At 57.2% G+C, this 15614-nt stretch carries 16 protein-coding genes and 1 tRNA gene; 16 read left to right on the plus strand and 1 reads right to left on the minus strand.

Features of this window, described 5'->3' with window-relative positions; genetic code table 11:
• Positions 1-131 precede the first annotated feature (131 nt).
• Complete coding sequence (gene pstS / locus QVF59_RS07470) at positions 132-1172, minus strand: phosphate ABC transporter substrate-binding protein PstS (protein WP_159879590.1); 1041 nt, start codon at positions 1170-1172, stop codon at positions 132-134.
• A 165-nt stretch (positions 1173-1337) separates the two neighbouring features.
• Between pstS and tpiA the strand changes: the two genes are divergently transcribed.
• From tpiA to QVF59_RS07550, 16 genes are all read left to right on the plus strand, one after another.
• A complete protein-coding gene (gene tpiA / locus QVF59_RS07475) occupies positions 1338-2084 on the plus strand; it encodes a triose-phosphate isomerase (RefSeq protein WP_159879588.1) in 747 nt (248 codons plus the stop codon).
• 1 nt (position 2085) lies between these two features.
• Positions 2086-2436: a preprotein translocase subunit SecG gene (gene secG / locus QVF59_RS07480; protein WP_045847653.1), complete on the plus strand. Its 351-nt coding sequence runs from the start codon at positions 2086-2088 to the stop codon at positions 2434-2436.
• 17 nt (positions 2437-2453) lie between these two features.
• Positions 2454-2539, plus strand: a tRNA-Leu gene (locus tag QVF59_RS07485).
• A gap of 91 nt (positions 2540-2630) precedes the next feature.
• Entirely contained in the window at positions 2631-2987 is a 357-nt protein-coding gene (locus QVF59_RS07490) for an NADH-quinone oxidoreductase subunit A (protein ID WP_045847652.1), read from the plus strand.
• A complete protein-coding gene (locus QVF59_RS07495; protein WP_045847651.1) occupies positions 2978-3454 on the plus strand; it encodes a NuoB/complex I 20 kDa subunit family protein in 477 nt (158 codons plus the stop codon). The genes QVF59_RS07490 and QVF59_RS07495 overlap by 10 nt, the downstream gene beginning before the upstream one ends.
• An 11-nt stretch (positions 3455-3465) precedes the next feature.
• Positions 3466-4062 (plus strand): NADH-quinone oxidoreductase subunit C, encoded by a 597-nt coding sequence (locus tag QVF59_RS07500; protein WP_287878505.1) that lies wholly within the window; start codon positions 3466-3468, stop codon positions 4060-4062.
• Entirely contained in the window at positions 4055-5308 is a 1254-nt protein-coding gene (locus tag QVF59_RS07505) for an NADH-quinone oxidoreductase subunit D (RefSeq protein ID WP_287878508.1), read from the plus strand. Before QVF59_RS07500 ends, QVF59_RS07505 begins: the two co-directional genes overlap by 8 nt.
• On the plus strand, positions 5308-5808 hold the full coding sequence (gene nuoE / locus QVF59_RS07510; protein ID WP_159879582.1) for an NADH-quinone oxidoreductase subunit NuoE: 501 nt from the start codon (positions 5308-5310) through the stop codon (positions 5806-5808). Before QVF59_RS07505 ends, nuoE begins: the two co-directional genes overlap by 1 nt.
• Positions 5808-7103: an NADH-quinone oxidoreductase subunit NuoF gene (gene nuoF, locus QVF59_RS07515; RefSeq protein WP_287878511.1), complete on the plus strand. Its 1296-nt coding sequence runs from the start codon at positions 5808-5810 to the stop codon at positions 7101-7103. The genes nuoE and nuoF overlap by 1 nt, the downstream gene beginning before the upstream one ends.
• A gap of 3 nt (positions 7104-7106) precedes the next feature.
• The gene (gene nuoG / locus QVF59_RS07520) at positions 7107-9461 is read left to right on the plus strand and encodes an NADH-quinone oxidoreductase subunit NuoG (protein ID WP_287878514.1); all 2355 of its coding nucleotides are present in this window, start codon (positions 7107-7109) and stop codon (positions 9459-9461) included.
• Positions 9462-9464: 3 nt separating this feature from the next.
• On the plus strand, positions 9465-10511 hold the full coding sequence (gene nuoH / locus QVF59_RS07525; protein ID WP_287878532.1) for an NADH-quinone oxidoreductase subunit NuoH: 1047 nt from the start codon (positions 9465-9467) through the stop codon (positions 10509-10511).
• 26 nt (positions 10512-10537) lie between these two features.
• A complete protein-coding gene (gene nuoI / locus QVF59_RS07530; RefSeq protein WP_197077215.1) occupies positions 10538-11017 on the plus strand; it encodes an NADH-quinone oxidoreductase subunit NuoI in 480 nt (159 codons plus the stop codon).
• Between the two features lie 9 nt (positions 11018-11026).
• Entirely contained in the window at positions 11027-11671 is a 645-nt protein-coding gene (locus tag QVF59_RS07535) for an NADH-quinone oxidoreductase subunit J (protein ID WP_159879574.1), read from the plus strand.
• 26 nt (positions 11672-11697) lie between these two features.
• Positions 11698-12003: an NADH-quinone oxidoreductase subunit NuoK gene (gene nuoK / locus QVF59_RS07540; protein ID WP_045847642.1), complete on the plus strand. Its 306-nt coding sequence runs from the start codon at positions 11698-11700 to the stop codon at positions 12001-12003.
• A 35-nt stretch (positions 12004-12038) separates the two neighbouring features.
• Complete coding sequence (gene nuoL / locus QVF59_RS07545; protein ID WP_159879572.1) at positions 12039-14069, plus strand: NADH-quinone oxidoreductase subunit L; 2031 nt, start codon at positions 12039-12041, stop codon at positions 14067-14069.
• 43 nt (positions 14070-14112) lie between these two features.
• On the plus strand, positions 14113-15609 hold the full coding sequence (locus QVF59_RS07550) for an NADH-quinone oxidoreductase subunit M (RefSeq protein WP_287878537.1): 1497 nt from the start codon (positions 14113-14115) through the stop codon (positions 15607-15609).
• Positions 15610-15614: the final 5 nt, after the last annotated feature.

A 15614-nucleotide genomic window follows, 5' to 3' on the forward strand; every position in this document is an offset into this window, starting at 1 on the left:
CTGAACTTTTCCATGAGGGATACTCGGTCGCGTCTCAGACAAAAAGCCGGGGTGGTGAACCCCGGCCTTGTAGCTACAGCAACTGGCACGGTGCCTTGTGTGCACTGTCATTTGCTGTAGCCAAGCTGCTATCAATTCAGAACCGGCTTGCCGCTGGCATCGGTAATCTGCTTCCAGCTGGTGCGAATGACCGTCTTGACGTTGTCCGGCATCGGGATGTAATCCAGATCCAGCGCAGTCTTGTCGCCATTCTTGTAAGCCCAATCAAAGAACTTCAGTACTTCGGTGCCTTGTGCCGGCTTGTCCTGTTTCTTGTGCATCAGGATAAAGGTGGCACCAGCAATAGGCCAGCTGTCTTTGCCCGGCTGGTTGGTAAGCAACAGATAGAAGCCCGGTGCCTTCTTCCAGTCGGCATTGGCTGCAGCGGCACGGAAGGACTTGTCGCTAGGGGCTACAAAGCTGCCGGCTTCATTCTTCAGGTCGCCATAGGCCAGCTTGTTCTGCTTGGCGTAGGCATACTCGACATAACCGATCGAACCCTTGATGCGGGTTACATAGTTGGCCACACCTTCGTTACCCTTGCCACCCACACCGGTCGGCCAGTTTACCGCGGTATTGGAGCCAACCTTGCTCGCCCACTCGCTGGAAACCTTGGACAGGTAGTTGGTGAAGATGAAGCTGGTGCCGGAACCATCGGAACGGCGAACCACAGTGATTTTCTGATCCGGCAGCTTGACGCCCGGGTTCAGGCTGGCAATGGCCGGGTCATTCCACTTGGAAACCTTGCCCAGGAAAATGTCAGCCAACAGCTGGCCGGTAAACTTGACCTGACCGGCTGCAATGCCCGGTACGTTGATAACCGGTACAACACCGCCGAGTACGGTCGGGAACTGGGTCAGACCGGATTTTTCCAGCTCTTCCGGCTTCAGCGGCATGTCGGAAGCACCGAAATCGACAGTCTTGGACTGGATCTGCTTGATGCCACCACCAGAGCCGATGGACTGGTAGTTCATGTTGTTGCTGGTTGTTGCCTTGTAGGAAGTGGCCCACTTCGCATACAGGGGGTAGGGGAAGGTAGCGCCGGCACCGGTAATATCGGCAGCCATGGCGGCACCAGCAACGAAGCCGGCGGACAAGGCCAGCGAGGCGACCAGACGTACAGACTGTTTCATGCTTGCTCCTGAGTATTGGGGTAAGGGCCTGCTTAAGTGTTGAGGCGCATCCTATTCCTCCTACTTTTCAGAAATATTACAAGTCGTCGAAAAGCCGTATGCGAAGTTTTGACGCCATCGAGAGTGGGGTATAATCCGCAGCTCTTAGTACGGAGATGACCCAACATGGCTGGCAAGCTGATTATCGGCAACTGGAAGATGAATACCCGCGCACAAAGTGCCCAATCCCTAGTAGCGGCATTGCTGGCCGATCCGGTCTGCAATCAGTCCTGGGTCGGTGTTGCTGCGCCTGCCGTTTATCTGGCAGCGCTGGGGGTACAGCTGTCCGCGCATGCATTGCAACTGTCGGCGCAGGATGTCAGCAGCTTTGCCGACGACGGTGCTTTCACCGGTGAAATCTCGGCAGCCATGCTGCGCGATGTCGGTTGCCGCTATGCGCTGGTTGGTCACTCCGAGCGCCGCCAGTATTTCGGTGAAGCCAATCCGGCCTTGCTCTCCAAGATGAACAACGCCATGGCTGCGGGCCTAGTGCCGGTGCTGTGTGTGGGTGAAACCCTGGATGAGCGCGAGTCCGGGCAGTACCTGGAGGTGATTTTCCGCCAGCTGGCCATTCTGGCTGAAGTGAACGACGGCGAGTACGTCATTGCTTATGAGCCCGTCTGGGCAATCGGTACCGGCAAAGTGGCTTCGCTGGAGCAGATTGCCGAGATTCACACGGCTATCAAAACGTGGTGCTTGCAAAATGCCAAGCCCTCGGCTAATATTCGCGTCCTCTACGGCGGCAGTGTAAAGGCAGAGAATGCCGAGTCAATTCTGAAGACAGAAAATGTCGACGGAGCCCTTGTTGGTGGGGCATCTCTGGACGCCGGATCATTCAGGATGATTTGCCAGGCCGCAGGAAAATTGATATAGTATGGAACTTATTAAGACGCTTATTTGGGTTATAAACCTCCTTTCCGCAGTGACGATCATCGTCCTTGTTCTCATGCAGCATGGCAAGGGTGCGGATATGGGTGCAGCTTTCGGCAGCGGCGCTTCCGGAAGTCTGTTCGGTGCGTCTGGTTCTGCGAATTTCTTGAGTAGAACCACTGCAATAGCAGCGGTTGTATTCTTCTCCACGAGTCTCACTCTTGTTTATCTGTCGGGGGGCGGAAAAACAGATCTGGGTGTGATGGGTGGCAAAGTTGAGCAAGTTGCGCCGCAAATCCCGGTCGGGGCAACCACTGGCAAAGCTTCGGGTACTACATCAAAAATTCCGGAGTGACAGTAAAGTTATATAGTGCCGACATGGTGAAATTGGTAGACACGCTATCTTGAGGGGGTAGTGGCCGTAGGCTGTGTGAGTTCGAGTCTCACTGTCGGCACCACCATTCAAAAATAGGCCACCGGGATTCCGGTGGCCTATTTTATTTGGAGCCAAGGAGGGTAATTCCTCCTTTTTTTGGGGGTGTTCGGGAAATGCTGCAAAATTATTTTCCCATTCTGTTGTTTGTCATCGTCGGTTTGCTGGTCGGCGTGGGTCCTATCGTTCTTGGTAAGGTCCTCGCACCCAATCGTCCCGACCCTGAGAAACTCTCTCCTTACGAGTGTGGATTCGAGGCCTTCGAAGACGCGCGCATGAAGTTTGACGTTCGCTACTACCTCATCGCCATTCTGTTCATCCTGTTCGATCTGGAAATTGCATTTCTGTTTCCCTGGGCTGTTGTCCTGAAAGAGCTGGGTGCCTATGGCTTTGGTGTAATGGTGGAGTTCCTGGCGGTGCTTACGCTGGGCTTCGTCTACATGTGGAAAAAGGGAGCGCTGGAATGGGAGTAGAAGGTATTCTGGAAAAAGGCTTCGTTACCACGACAGCCGACAAGCTCATCAACTACACCCGGACCGGTTCGCTGTGGCCCATGACCTTTGGCTTGGCCTGCTGTGCGGTGGAGATGATGCATGCCGGTGCCGCGCGTTACGACCTGGACCGTTTCGGCATCGTTTTCCGTCCCAGTCCCCGTCAGTCTGACCTGATGATCGTGGCTGGTACGCTGTGCAACAAGATGGCACCGGCGTTGCGCAAGGTGTATGACCAGATGGCAGAGCCGCGCTGGGTCATCTCCATGGGTTCCTGTGCCAACGGTGGTGGCTACTACCACTATTCCTATTCTGTCGTCCGTGGCTGTGACCGCATCGTGCCGGTCGATGTCTATGTGCCGGGCTGTCCGCCGACTGCCGAAGCACTGCTGTATGGCATCATTCAGCTGCAGAACAAGATCAAACGCACCTCTACCATCGCCCGATAAGGTAAGTACTTATGGCCTCCAAGAAAATGGAAGCACTGGGATCGGTCGTCGAGCGTGTGCTGGGCGACAAGCTTGTTTCAAGCACGCTGGCCCTCGATGAACTGACCATCGTTTGCAAGGCGGCAGATTTGACTGACGTGGCCGCCATGCTGCGCGATCATGCCGAACTTTCTTTCGAACAACTGATTGACCTGTGCGGTATGGACTACAGTGCCTACCGTGACGAGCCATGGGATGGTCCGCGCTTTGCCGCCGTCTATCACCTGCTGTCGCTCAAGCACAATGTCCGTATCCGTCTGCGCGTATTTGCCGAAGACGACAGCTTCCCGCTGCTCGCCTCGGTCAACCCGATCTGGAACGCAGCCAACTGGTTCGAGCGTGAAGCCTTCGACCTGTATGGCATCGTGTTCGAAGGTCACCCCGACCTGCGTCGCATCCTGACCGACTATGGCTTTGTCGGCCATCCGTTCCGCAAGGATTTCCCGCTGTCCGGTCACGTTGAAATGCGTTACGACCCGACCCAGCAGCGCGTGATCTACCAGCCGGTCACCATCGAACCGCGCGAAATCACTCCGCGCATCATTCGTGAGGAGAACTACGGTGGCTGAGATCCGTAACTACACGCTGAACTTTGGTCCTCAGCACCCGGCAGCGCACGGTGTATTGCGTCTGGTTCTGGAGCTGGATGGTGAAGTCATCCAGCGTGCCGACCCGCATATCGGCCTTTTGCACCGCGGTACCGAGAAACTGGCTGAAAGCAAGACTTTCATCCAGTCGCTGCCGTATATGGATCGTCTCGACTACGTATCCATGATGTGCAACGAGCACGCCTACTGCCTGGCCATCGAAAAGCTGCTGCATATCGAAGTGCCGCTGCGTGCGCAATACATCCGTGTGATGTTTGCTGAAATCACCCGTATCCTGAACCACCTGCTGTGGATTGGTGCACACGCCATCGACATCGGCGCGATGACCATGTTCCTGTATGCTTTCCGTGAGCGTGAGGATCTGATGGACTGCTACGAAGCCGTTTCCGGTGCCCGTATGCATGCTGCCTACTTCCGCCCGGGTGGCGTATACCGTGATCTGCCGGACTCCATGCCGCAGTACACCGTATCCAAGATCAAGAACGCCAAGGAACTGGCGCGCCTGAACGAAGGCCGCAAGGGTTCCATGCTGGACTTCATCGACGATTTCACCAAGCGTTTCCCGACCTATGTCGACGAATACGAAACCCTGCTGACCGATAACCGTATCTGGAAGCAGCGTACCGTGGGTATTGGCGTAGTCAGTGCCGAGCGTGCCAAAAACCTGGGCTTCTCCGGCCCGATGCTGCGTGGTTCCGGCATCGAGTGGGATCTGCGCAAGAAGCAGCCCTACGATGTATACGACCGTCTGGACTTCGATATTCCGGTGGGCAAGGGTGGCGACAGCTATGATCGTTACCTGGTGCGCGTGGAAGAAATGCGCCAGTCCAACCGCATCATCCAGCAATGTGTTGCCTGGCTGCGTGACAATCCCGGCCCGGTCATCACTGACAACCATAAAGTGGCTCCGCCTTCCCGCGAAGGCATGAAGTCGAATATGGAAGACCTGATTCACCACTTCAAGCTGTTTACCGAAGGCATGCATGTGCCGGAAGGTGAAGCCTACGCGGCTGTAGAACATCCGAAGGGTGAGTTCGGTATCTATCTGGTATCCGACGGTGCCAACAAACCGTACCGACTGAAAATCCGTGCCCCGGGTTTTGCCCATCTGGCAGCCCTGAATGAAATGGCTACGGGTCACATGATTGCCGACGTGGTCGCCATCATCGGTACCCAGGATATCGTGTTTGGGGAGATCGACCGCTAATGCTATCCGCACAATCACTCGCCGCCATCGACCGCGAAGTCGCCAAATATCCGGCAGACCAGGCCCGTTCGGCGGTTATGGGCGCGCTGCGCATTGCTCTGGTGGAGCGTCGGGAAACCGGCAAGACACCGGAAGAGCGCTGCCTGAATACCGAGGTGATCGAATTCGTTGCCAACTACCTGAATATTGCTCCGGTAGCTGCCTACGAAGTGGCCACCTTTTACAACATGTACGACATGAAGCCGGTTGGCCAGTACAAGATCACGGTCTGCACCAACCTGCCCTGTGCCCTGTCCGGTGGCGTCAATGCTGCCGAGTACATCTCCAAGAAGCTGGGCGTCGCCATTGGCGAAACCAGCGCTGACGGCAAGTACACCTTGCTCGAAGGGGAGTGCATGGGTGCCTGCGGCGATGCGCCGGTCTTGCTGGTGAACAACCACAAGATGTGCAGCTTCATGACGCCCGAAGCAATCGACAAGAAACTGGCGGAGCTGAACTAATGGCAATCTTCGTCAATGGTGTGATTTTCGACGGCGTCGACACCTCTGCGCAGGACTGCTGGAAGCTGGAGGCCTACGTGGCCCGTGGCGGCTACCAGGCCCTGCGTCGCATCATCGAATCCAAGATGGCGCAAGAAGACGTGATCGCCGAAGTGAAAAATTCCGGTCTGCGCGGCCGTGGTGGTGCGGGATTCCCCACCGGCCTGAAGTGGAGCTTCATGCCGCGCTCTTTCCCGGGCGACAAATACGTGGTGTGCAACACCGACGAGGGTGAACCGGGTACTTTCAAGGACCGCGACATCCTGCGCTTCAATCCGCACGCGCTAATCGAAGGCATGATCATCGCCGGCTACGCCATGGGGACCAAGGCTGGCTACAACTACATCCACGGTGAAATCTTCGAAGAGTACGAACTGTTCGAAGCCGCACTGGATGAAGCCCGTCAGGCTGGTTTCCTGGGTCAGAATATCCTCGGCAGCGATTTCAGCTTCGATTTGTTCGCCCATCATGGTTATGGTGCCTACATCTGCGGTGAAGAAACCGCGCTGCTGGAGTCGCTGGAAGGCAAAAAAGGCCAGCCGCGCTTCAAGCCGCCGTTCCCGGCCAGCTTCGGTCTGTACGGCAAGCCCACCACCATCAATAACACCGAGTCCTTCGCCTCCGTGCCTTTCATCATCCGTGATGGTGCACAGAAGTTCCTGGAAGCGGGCAAGCCCAATAACGGTGGCACCAAGCTGTTCTCGGTATCCGGTCATGTGAATCGTCCGGGCAACTACGAGATTCCGCTGGGCACCCCGTTCTCGGTACTGCTGGAAATGGCCGGTGGCATGCGCGATGGCAAAAAGCTGAAGGCTGTGATCCCGGGCGGTTCTTCCGCCCCGATCCTGCCCGGCGACGTCATGATGCAATGCACGATGGACTACGACAGCATCTCCAAGGCCGGCTCCATGCTGGGTTCGGGCGCTGTCATCGTGATGAACGAAGACGTGTGTATGGTGAAGGCGCTGGAGCGTCTGGCCTACTTCTATCACGAAGAGTCCTGCGGCCAGTGTACGCCGTGCCGTGAAGGCACCGGCTGGCTGTACAAGGTGATCCATCGCATCGCCAACGGCGAAGGCCGTCCGGGTGATCTGGAACTCCTGGATTCGGTAGGCAATAACATGGCCGGCCGTACCATCTGTGCACTGGCAGATGCTGCCGTGTTCCCGGTTCGCAGTTTCACCAAGCACTTCCGCAATGAGTTCGAGTATCTGATCGAACACAAGAAGCCCTTGGTGGACCACAAATGGTGTTGAGCGATGCTTGAAATCGAAATCGACGGTAAAAAACTGACTGTCCCGCAAGGCAGTACCGTGATGGATGCCGCCCATTCCGTGGGCACCCACATCCCTCACTTCTGCTACCACAAGAAACTGTCCATCGCGGCCAACTGCCGTATGTGTCTGGTTGAAGTGGAAAAGGCACCCAAGCCGCTGCCCGCCTGCGCTACACCGGTGACCGATGGCATGAAGGTGCATACCCATTCCGACATGGCCAAGAAGGCGCAAGCCGGCGTGATGGAATTCCTGCTGATCAACCACCCGCTGGATTGCCCGATCTGCGACCAGGGCGGCGAGTGCCAGCTGCAGGATCTGGCCGTGGGCTACGGTAACTCCTCTTCCCGATATCAGGAAGAAAAGCGCACCGTGGTGGGCAAGGACATGGGCCCGCTGGTATCGGCTGAAGAAATGGCGCGTTGCATTCACTGCACCCGCTGCGTGCGCTTCACCGAAGAAATCGGCGGTTTCCAGGAAATCGGCATGGCCAACCGCAGTGAATTCTCGGAAATCATGCCCTATCTGGGTAAGACCGTTAATTCGGAAATCTCCGGCAACGTCATCGACCTCTGCCCGGTCGGCGCGCTGACTTCCAAGCCTTTCCGCTACACCACCCGTGCCTGGGAGCTGTCCCGCCGCAAGTCGGTCAGCCCGCACGATGGCTTGGGTTCCAACCTGATCGTTCAGGTGAAATCCAATGAAGTGATGCGTGTACTGCCGCTGGAAAACGAAGCCATCAACGAATGCTGGATCGCCGACCGCGACCGTTTCTCGTATGAAGGCCTGAATTCTGCCGAGCGTCTGCAAAAGCCGATGATCAAGTTTGACGGCAAGTGGCACGAAACCGACTGGGAAACCGCACTGGCCTACGTGGTCAAGGGCCTGAACGGCGTATCCGCCGATCACGGCAAGGATGCCATCGGCTTCCTCACCAGTCCGCACTCCACCACCGAAGAACTGTATCTGGCGCAAAAGCTGGCTCGCGCCTTTGGTGTCAACAATATCGACTACCGTCTGCGTCGCAGTGACTTCTCGGCCGATGCCGCCCAGCAAGGCGCGCAATGGCTGGGTTCCAGCATTGTCGAGCTGACCACGGCCAAGTCCATCCTGGTGGTGGGTAGCACTCAGCGCAAGGAACAGCCGCTGCTGGCTTCGCGCCTGCGTCAGGCGGTGAAGAAGGGCAGTGCGCTCAACGTCATCCACGTGACTGACGATGCGCTGCTGACTGCACTTAATGCCAAGCTGATCGTATCGCCGCTGGCGCTGGTCAATGCACTGGCCCAGGTGCTGAAGGCTGTGGTTGAGATCAAGTCTGCCCAAACCGCCGTCGATCTGGCTGCCGTTACTGTTGGTGCCGAAGCGCAAGCCATTGCCGCCAGCCTGAGCGGAGCCGAATCGGCTGCCATCGTACTGGGCAATGTGGCGCAACATCATCCGGCCTTTGCCCAACTGCTGAAGCTGGCGCAGGAAATCTCCGCGCTGACCGGCGCACGTTTCGGCCTGCTGGCTGAAGCTGCCAACAGCACCGGTGCTGAACTGGTTGGTGCCTTGCCGCACCGTGCAGCCTTCGGTGCTGCGGCGACTGCCGGTCTGAACGCTGCTGCGATGATTGCCGCGCCGCGCAAGGCTTACGTTCTGCTCAACACCGAAGTCGAGTCCGACAGCTACAACCCGCAAGCCGCAGTTGCTGCCATGAAACAGGCTGCCACCGTGATTGCACTGACTGCCTACAAGGGCGCTGGTCTGCTGGGTTACGCCGATGTGCTGCTGCCGATCGCGCCCTTCTCCGAAACTGCCGGCTCCTTTGTCAACATGGAAGGCAAGCTACAGTCCTTCAACGGTGTAGTGCGTCCGCTGGGTGAGACTCGTCCGGCCTGGAAGGTACTGCGTGTACTGGGCAATATGCTGGGCCTGACCGGCTTCGAGCAGAACAGTGCCGAAGACGTGCGTGCCGAACTGCTGGCCAAGGGTTCCATCGAATCTGCCTTCAACAACGCGCTGGGCGATGTGGCCATCAATGCTGCGGTGAGCACCGGTCTGGTACGTATCGGCGAAGTGCCGCTGTATCAGGCTGATGCCATCTGCCGCCGCGCTCCGTCGCTGCAGAAGACTGCTGATGCAGCTGCACCGGTTGCCACCGCTCACTCCAGCCTGCTGGCCAGCCTGAACGTGGCTGCCGGTTCGCAAGCCCTGCTGCGTCAGGGTGGTGGCGAGCTGAAGGTGCTGCTTGAGGCCGACGACAGTCTGCCGGCTGACACGGTGCGTCTGGCAACGGCTCACCCGCTGACAGCTGGTCTGGGTGGCATGTTCGATTCCATCGCGCTTTCACAGGGGTAAAACATGGAGTTCTTGCAAAGCATTCTCGGTAATGAGGCGGGGCTCACGGTGTGGACCTTGCTGAAAATCATCGCCATCGTGGCTCCGATGATGATTGCCGTGGCCTATCTGACCTACTTCGAGCGTAAAGTCATCGGCTATATGCAGATCCGTATCGGCCCGAACCGGGTTGGTCCGCTGGGTCTGCTGCAGCCGCTGGCTGACGGCCTGAAGCTGTTGATGAAGGAAATCATTCTGCCGGCGCAGTCCAGCAAGGGCTTGTTCCTGCTGGCTCCGGTGCTGGCCATCGGCCCGGCGCTGGCTGCCTGGGCGGTGATCCCTTTCAGCGATACGCTGGTACTGGCCAACATCAACGCGTCCTTGCTGTACATCCTGGCGCTGTCCTCGATTGGTGTTTACGGCATCATCGTGGCCGGCTGGGCTGGTAACTCCAAGTACTCCTTCCTTGGTGCCATGCGCTCTGCCGCACAGATCGTTTCTTACGAACTGGCGATGGGCTTCGCCCTGGTTGGTGTACTGATGGTGTCCAGCAGCCTGAACCTGGTTGACATCGTCAAGCAGCAAGCGCATGGCATGGCAGGTGGTTCGCTGTTCTCCTGGAACTGGCTGCCGCTGTTCCCGCTGTTCATCGTCTACCTGATCTCTGGTGTGGCCGAAACCAACCGTGCTCCGTTTGACGTGGCTGAAGGTGAATCCGAAATCGTGGCCGGTTTCCACGTGGAATACTCCGGCATGGCATTCGCCGTATTCTTCCTCGCCGAATACGCCAACATGATTCTGGTTTCCGCCCTGACTTCCATCCTGTTCCTGGGTGGCTGGCTGTCGCCCTTCCCGGCAAGCTGGGGCCTGCTGGGTGCTGGTGGCTTCTTCTGGCTGGCTGCGAAGATGGCGTTTGTGCTGTTCTGCTTCCTGTGGTTCCGCGCGACATTCCCGCGTTATCGCTACGACCAGATCATGCGTCTGGGCTGGAAGGTGTTCATTCCGGTTACCTTGGTGTGGATCCTGGTCCTGGGTATCTGGATGATGACCCCGCTGTCGCTGTGGAACTGAGGGGATAGGTAAAGAACATGGATACGATTCGCAACTTTTTCAAAACCTTCCTGCTGGTGGAACTGGTCAAGGGCTTGATGCTGACCGGGCGTTATTTCTTCGCCCGCAAGATCACCGTCCAGTTTCCGGAAGAGAAGACGCCGATCTCCCCGCGCTTCCGCGGCCTGCATGCGCAGCGTCGCTACGCCAACGGTGAAGAGCGCTGCATTGCCTGTAAGTTGTGCGAGGCGGTGTGCCCGGCAATGGCGATTTCGATCGAGTCGGAACAGCGTGAAGACGGCACCCGCCGTACCTCGCGCTACGACATCGACCTGACCAAGTGCATCTTCTGCGGTTTCTGCGAGGAAGCATGCCCGGTCGACGCCATCGTCGAAACGCACATCTTCGAATACCACGGTGAAAAACGTGGCGACCTCTACTACACCAAGCCGATGCTGTTGGCTGTGGGTGACAAGTACGAGGCCGAAATCGCTGCCAACAAGGCAGCCGATGCCAAGTACCGTTAAGGGGGCCTCATGAGCATGACTACGGTTATTTTCTACATCCTGTCCGCCATTCTGCTGTTTGCGGCGGTCCGGGTGGTCACTGCCAAGAACCCGGTACACGCCGTGCTGTATCTGGTTCTGGCCTTCTTCACCAGCTCCGGACACTGGCTGCTACTGCAGTCCGAGTTCCTGGCCATTACCCTGGTACTGGTTTATGTGGGGGCGGTGATGGTGCTGTTCCTGTTTGTGGTGATGATGCTGGACATCAATATCGAGCAATTGCGTGAGGGTTTCTGGCGCAATTTGCCGGTGGCGGCAACTGTCGGCCTCATCATGGCTTTCGAAATGGTACTGATCCTGACCAACCCGCACACCGGCCTGGCTGATTACAAAGCCGGTGCCGCACTGGCAGCCGATGCCAGCAATGTGAAGGTACTGGGTCGTCAGCTATACACCACCTACCTGCTGCCGTTCGAGCTGGCTGCGGTTGTGTTGCTGGTGGCCATGGTGGCTGCCATCGGTCTGACCCAGCGTAGCCGCAAGGATACCAAAGTGGTGGATGCCGGCGATCAGGTCAAGGTTCGCAGTCAGGACCGTGTACGCATCGTGAAGATGCAAGCCGAGAAAAACGTGGAAGCGGCCGATACTGCCGAGTCCGGTGAGCAACAGGCCTGACGGCCGAACAACATAAGGGAGGAAATGTGCTGACACTAACTCACTTCCTGGTGCTGGCCGCAATCCTGTTTGCCATCAGCGTGCTGGGGATTTTCCTGAACCGGAAGAACCTGATCGTGCTGTTGATGGCCATCGAACTGATGCTGCTGGCAGTGAATTTCAACTTCATTGCCTTCTCGCATTACCTGTCCGATACAGCAGGCCAGATTTTCGTGTTCTTCATCCTGACGGTAGCAGCGGCAGAATCGGCCATTGGCTTGGCCATTCTGGTGGTGCTGTTCCGCAATATGCGGACCATCAACGTTGAAGACCTGGGCAGCCTCAAGGGCTAAGGCAAACCGGTTACCAAACTACAAAGCACACAAGCATGGATATGAAAAGCTTATACCTGCTGATTGCGCTCTCACCTCTGGTGGGGTCCATCATCGCAGGCTTGTTTGGATGGGCAATCGGCCGCCGCGCTTCCCACGTCGTGACGATTCTCGGCGTGGCAGTCTCGGCAGCCCTGTCCTTCAAGGTACTTTATGCCTTCCTCACGGGGCAGGCTGAAGTTTTCAACGCGCCGGTCTACACCTGGCTGACGGTGGGGGGCTATGAGTTCTCCGTCGGCTTCCTGGTGGACTCGCTGACGGCAATGATGCTGGTCGTGGTGACTTTCGTGTCGCTGATGGTGCATATCTACACCATCGGTTACATGCAGGAAGACCCGGGCTATCAGCGCTTCTTCAGCTACATCTCGCTGTTTACCTTCTCGATGCTGATGCTGGTGATGAGCAACAACTTCATCCAGCTGTTCTTCGGTTGGGAAGCGGTGGGCCTGGTGTCCTACCTGCTGATCGGCTTCTGGTTCAAGCGTCCGACCGCCATCTATGCCAACCTCAAGGCATTCCTGGTGAACCGTGTGGGTGACTTCGGTTTCCTGCTGGGTATCGGTCTGGTACTGGCCTACTTCGGTGGCTCGCTGAACTACAGCGACGTGTTTGCTGCTGCTCCGGCGCTGGCACACAAGACCATCCAGATCATTCCGGGTACCGAATGGTCGCTGCTGACCGTTACCTGCATCCTGCTGTTCATCGGCGCGATGGGTAAGTCGGCACAGTTCCCGCTGCACGTGTGGCTGCCGGATTCGATGGAAGGCCCGACCCCGATCTCCGCACTGATTCACGCGGCGACCATGGTGACCGCCGGTATCTTCATGGTATCGCGCATGAGCCCGCTGTTTGAAATGTCGGATACCGCGCTGAACGTGGTGCTGGTGGCTGGTTCCATCACCGCCTTGTTCATGGGCTTCCTTGGCATCGTGCAGAACGACATCAAGCGCGTGGTAGCGTATTCCACCCTGTCGCAGCTGGGTTACATGACGGTTGCTCTGGGTGCTTCGGCTTACCCGGTTGCCATGTTCCACGTGATGACCCACGCCTTTTTCAAGGCCCTGCTGTTCCTGGGCGCCGGTTCGGTGATCATGGGCATGCACCATGACCAGGACATGCGCAATATGGGTGGCCTGCGCAAGTACATGCCGATTACCTGGTTGACTTCGCTGCTGGGTTCGCTGGCGCTGATCGGTACGCCGTTCTTCTCCGGCTTCTACTCCAAGGACTCCATCATCGAAGCGGTACAGCTGTCGCACCTGCCGGCAGCCGGTTTTGCCTACTTCGCGGTGATTGCCGGTGTATTCGTGACCGCCTTCTACTCCTTCCGCATGTACTTCCTGGTTTTCCATGGCAAGGAACGCTGGATGGAGAAAAAGGACGACCATCACCACGGTCATGACGATCACGACCATCATCATGGTCTGGGTCCGAACGACAAGCCGCATGAGTCGCCATGGGTTGTGACCCTGCCGCTGGTATTGCTGGCCATTCCGTCTGTGCTGGTGGGCTTCTTTGCCATCGAGCCGCTGGTGTACGGTTCCTTCTTCAAGGGTGTGATTGCCATCAACAGCGAAGCTCACCCGGCACTGGAAGAACTGGCACATGAATTCCACGGCGCTGTTGCCATGGGTGTTCACTCCTTTACCTCGCTGCCTTTCCTGCTGGCACTGGCCGGTGTGGTAACCGCTTGGTTCTTCTACATGAAGGCTCCGCAGATTCCGGCTGCCATCAAGCAGAAGTTCAGCTTCGTGAACCAGATCCTGGAAAACAAGTACTACCTGGACGAACTGTATTTTGCAGTGTTTGCCAAGGGCTCGCGTGCTCTGGGTACCTTCTTCTGGAAGGTGGGTGACATGCTGCTGATCGACGGCCTGGTGGTGAATGGTGCAGCCAAGCTGGTGGGAACCTTCTCCAGAGTGGTACGCAAGCTGCAGACCGGCTTCATCTACAGTTATGCCACGACCATGATCATTGGCGTGCTGGCTCTGATGACGCTGTGGTTCTCGCAGATCATCCTGCGCTAAGGCCCAGACCTCTGGAATTGGAATAACTACTTAGGTTTTGACTATGTTCACAAATCAGTTAAGTCTGGTGATCTGGGCCCCGATCGTGGCCGGGTTGCTGGTACTGGCTACGGGAGGAGACCAACGGGCCACCTTGGCTCGCTGGGTCGCCGTAGCCGGTGCCCTGATCAGTTTCCTGTTGTCCCTGCCGTTGTTTACCGGCTTTGATAACCTGAACGGCGGTATGCAGTTCGAGGAAGTGAAGCCGTGGATTGCCTCCTTCGGTATCCAGTACCACCTGGGTGTTGATGGCATTTCCATGCTGTTTGTCATCCTCAACAGCTTCACCACCTTGATGGTGGTGCTGGCTGGCTGGGAAGTCATCAAGAAGCGCCAGTCCCAGTACATGGCCGCTTTCCTGATCATGTCCGGCCTGATCAACGGTGCATTTGCCGCGCTGGATGCCATCCTGTTCTATGTCTTCTTTGAAGGCATGCTGATCCCGATGTACCTGATCATCGGTGTCTGGGGTGGTCCGCGTCGTGTGTATGCGTCCTTCAAGTTCTTCCTGTACACCCTGCTCGGTTCGCTGCTGATGCTGGTGGCCTTGATCTACCTGTATTTCCAGGCTGGTAAGACCTTCGACATCCAAGCCTTCCAGGCGATTGCCAAGATTCCGCTGAACGTGCAGATCCTGCTGTTCATCGCCTTCTTCCTGTCTTTTGCCGTGAAGGTGCCGATGTGGCCGGTACATACCTGGTTGCCGGATGCCCACGTGGAAGCGCCGACAGGTGGCTCCATGGTGCTGGCAGCCATCACCCTGAAGATCGGTGCTTACGGCTTCCTGCGGTTTGCCCTGCCCATCCTGCCGGATGCTGCACGCGAACTGTCGTGGATCATGGTCGCCCTGTCGCTGGTTGCCGTGGTGTACATCGGTCTGGTGGCGCTGGTGCAAACCGACATGAAGAAACTGGTGGCTTACTCCTCCATTTCCCACATGGGTTTCGTTACCCTGGGCATGTTCATGTTCACCGGTTCGCACCTGAACCAGTGGGCGGTTGAAGGTGCACTGGTACAGATGGTGTCACACGGTTTCGTTTCTGCCGGCATGTTCTTCTGTATCGGTGTGATGTACGACCGCGTGCACAGCCGCAACATCGCCGACTACGGTGGTGTCGCCAACAAGATGCCGATCTTTGCTGCCTTCATGATGCTGTTTGCCATGGCCAACTCCGGTCTGCCGGCGACTTCCGGTTTTGCCGGTGAGTTCATGGTGATCATGGGTGCGGTACAGGTGAACTTCTGGTATGCCGCACTGGCTGCCACCACCCTGATCTTCGGCGCTGCTTACACCCTGTGGATGTACAAGCGGGTGATCTTTGGCGAGGTGAGCAATCACCACGTTGAAGAAATGGCTGACGTGAACAAACGCGAGTTCCTGGTGCTGGTCGTTCTGGCCATTGCGGTGCTGGGCATGGGTCTGTATCCGCAAGGCTTCGTCGAGAAGATGCACCTGTCGGTGAATGACCTGATTGCGCATGTTGCGCAGACCAAGCTCTAAGCTAA

Origin of the sequence: Aquitalea sp. (assembly GCF_030150775.1) — a bacterium.
Taxonomy (GTDB): Bacteria; Pseudomonadota; Gammaproteobacteria; order Burkholderiales; family Chromobacteriaceae; genus Aquitalea; species Aquitalea denitrificans.

Excerpts from the sequence above, each read along its gene's own strand:
- pstS (WP_159879590.1), bottom strand. The coding sequence starts at position 1,172 with ATGAAACAGTCTGTACGTCTGGTCGCCTCGCTGGCCTTGTCCGCCGGC.
- tpiA (WP_159879588.1), top strand. The coding sequence starts at position 1,338 with ATGGCTGGCAAGCTGATTATCGGCAACTGGAAGATGAATACCCGCGCA.
- secG (WP_045847653.1), top strand. The coding sequence starts at position 2,086 with ATGGAACTTATTAAGACGCTTATTTGGGTTATAAACCTCCTTTCCGCA.
- QVF59_RS07490 (WP_045847652.1), top strand. The coding sequence starts at position 2,631 with ATGCTGCAAAATTATTTTCCCATTCTGTTGTTTGTCATCGTCGGTTTG.
- QVF59_RS07495 (WP_045847651.1), top strand. The coding sequence starts at position 2,978 with ATGGGAGTAGAAGGTATTCTGGAAAAAGGCTTCGTTACCACGACAGCC.
- QVF59_RS07500 (WP_287878505.1), top strand. The coding sequence starts at position 3,466 with ATGGCCTCCAAGAAAATGGAAGCACTGGGATCGGTCGTCGAGCGTGTG.
- nuoE (WP_159879582.1), top strand. The coding sequence starts at position 5,308 with ATGCTATCCGCACAATCACTCGCCGCCATCGACCGCGAAGTCGCCAAA.
- nuoF (WP_287878511.1), top strand. The coding sequence starts at position 5,808 with ATGGCAATCTTCGTCAATGGTGTGATTTTCGACGGCGTCGACACCTCT.
- nuoG (WP_287878514.1), top strand. The coding sequence starts at position 7,107 with ATGCTTGAAATCGAAATCGACGGTAAAAAACTGACTGTCCCGCAAGGC.
- nuoH (WP_287878532.1), top strand. The coding sequence starts at position 9,465 with ATGGAGTTCTTGCAAAGCATTCTCGGTAATGAGGCGGGGCTCACGGTG.
- QVF59_RS07535 (WP_159879574.1), top strand. The coding sequence starts at position 11,027 with ATGAGCATGACTACGGTTATTTTCTACATCCTGTCCGCCATTCTGCTG.
- nuoL (WP_159879572.1), top strand. The coding sequence starts at position 12,039 with ATGGATATGAAAAGCTTATACCTGCTGATTGCGCTCTCACCTCTGGTG.
- QVF59_RS07550 (WP_287878537.1), top strand. The coding sequence starts at position 14,113 with ATGTTCACAAATCAGTTAAGTCTGGTGATCTGGGCCCCGATCGTGGCC.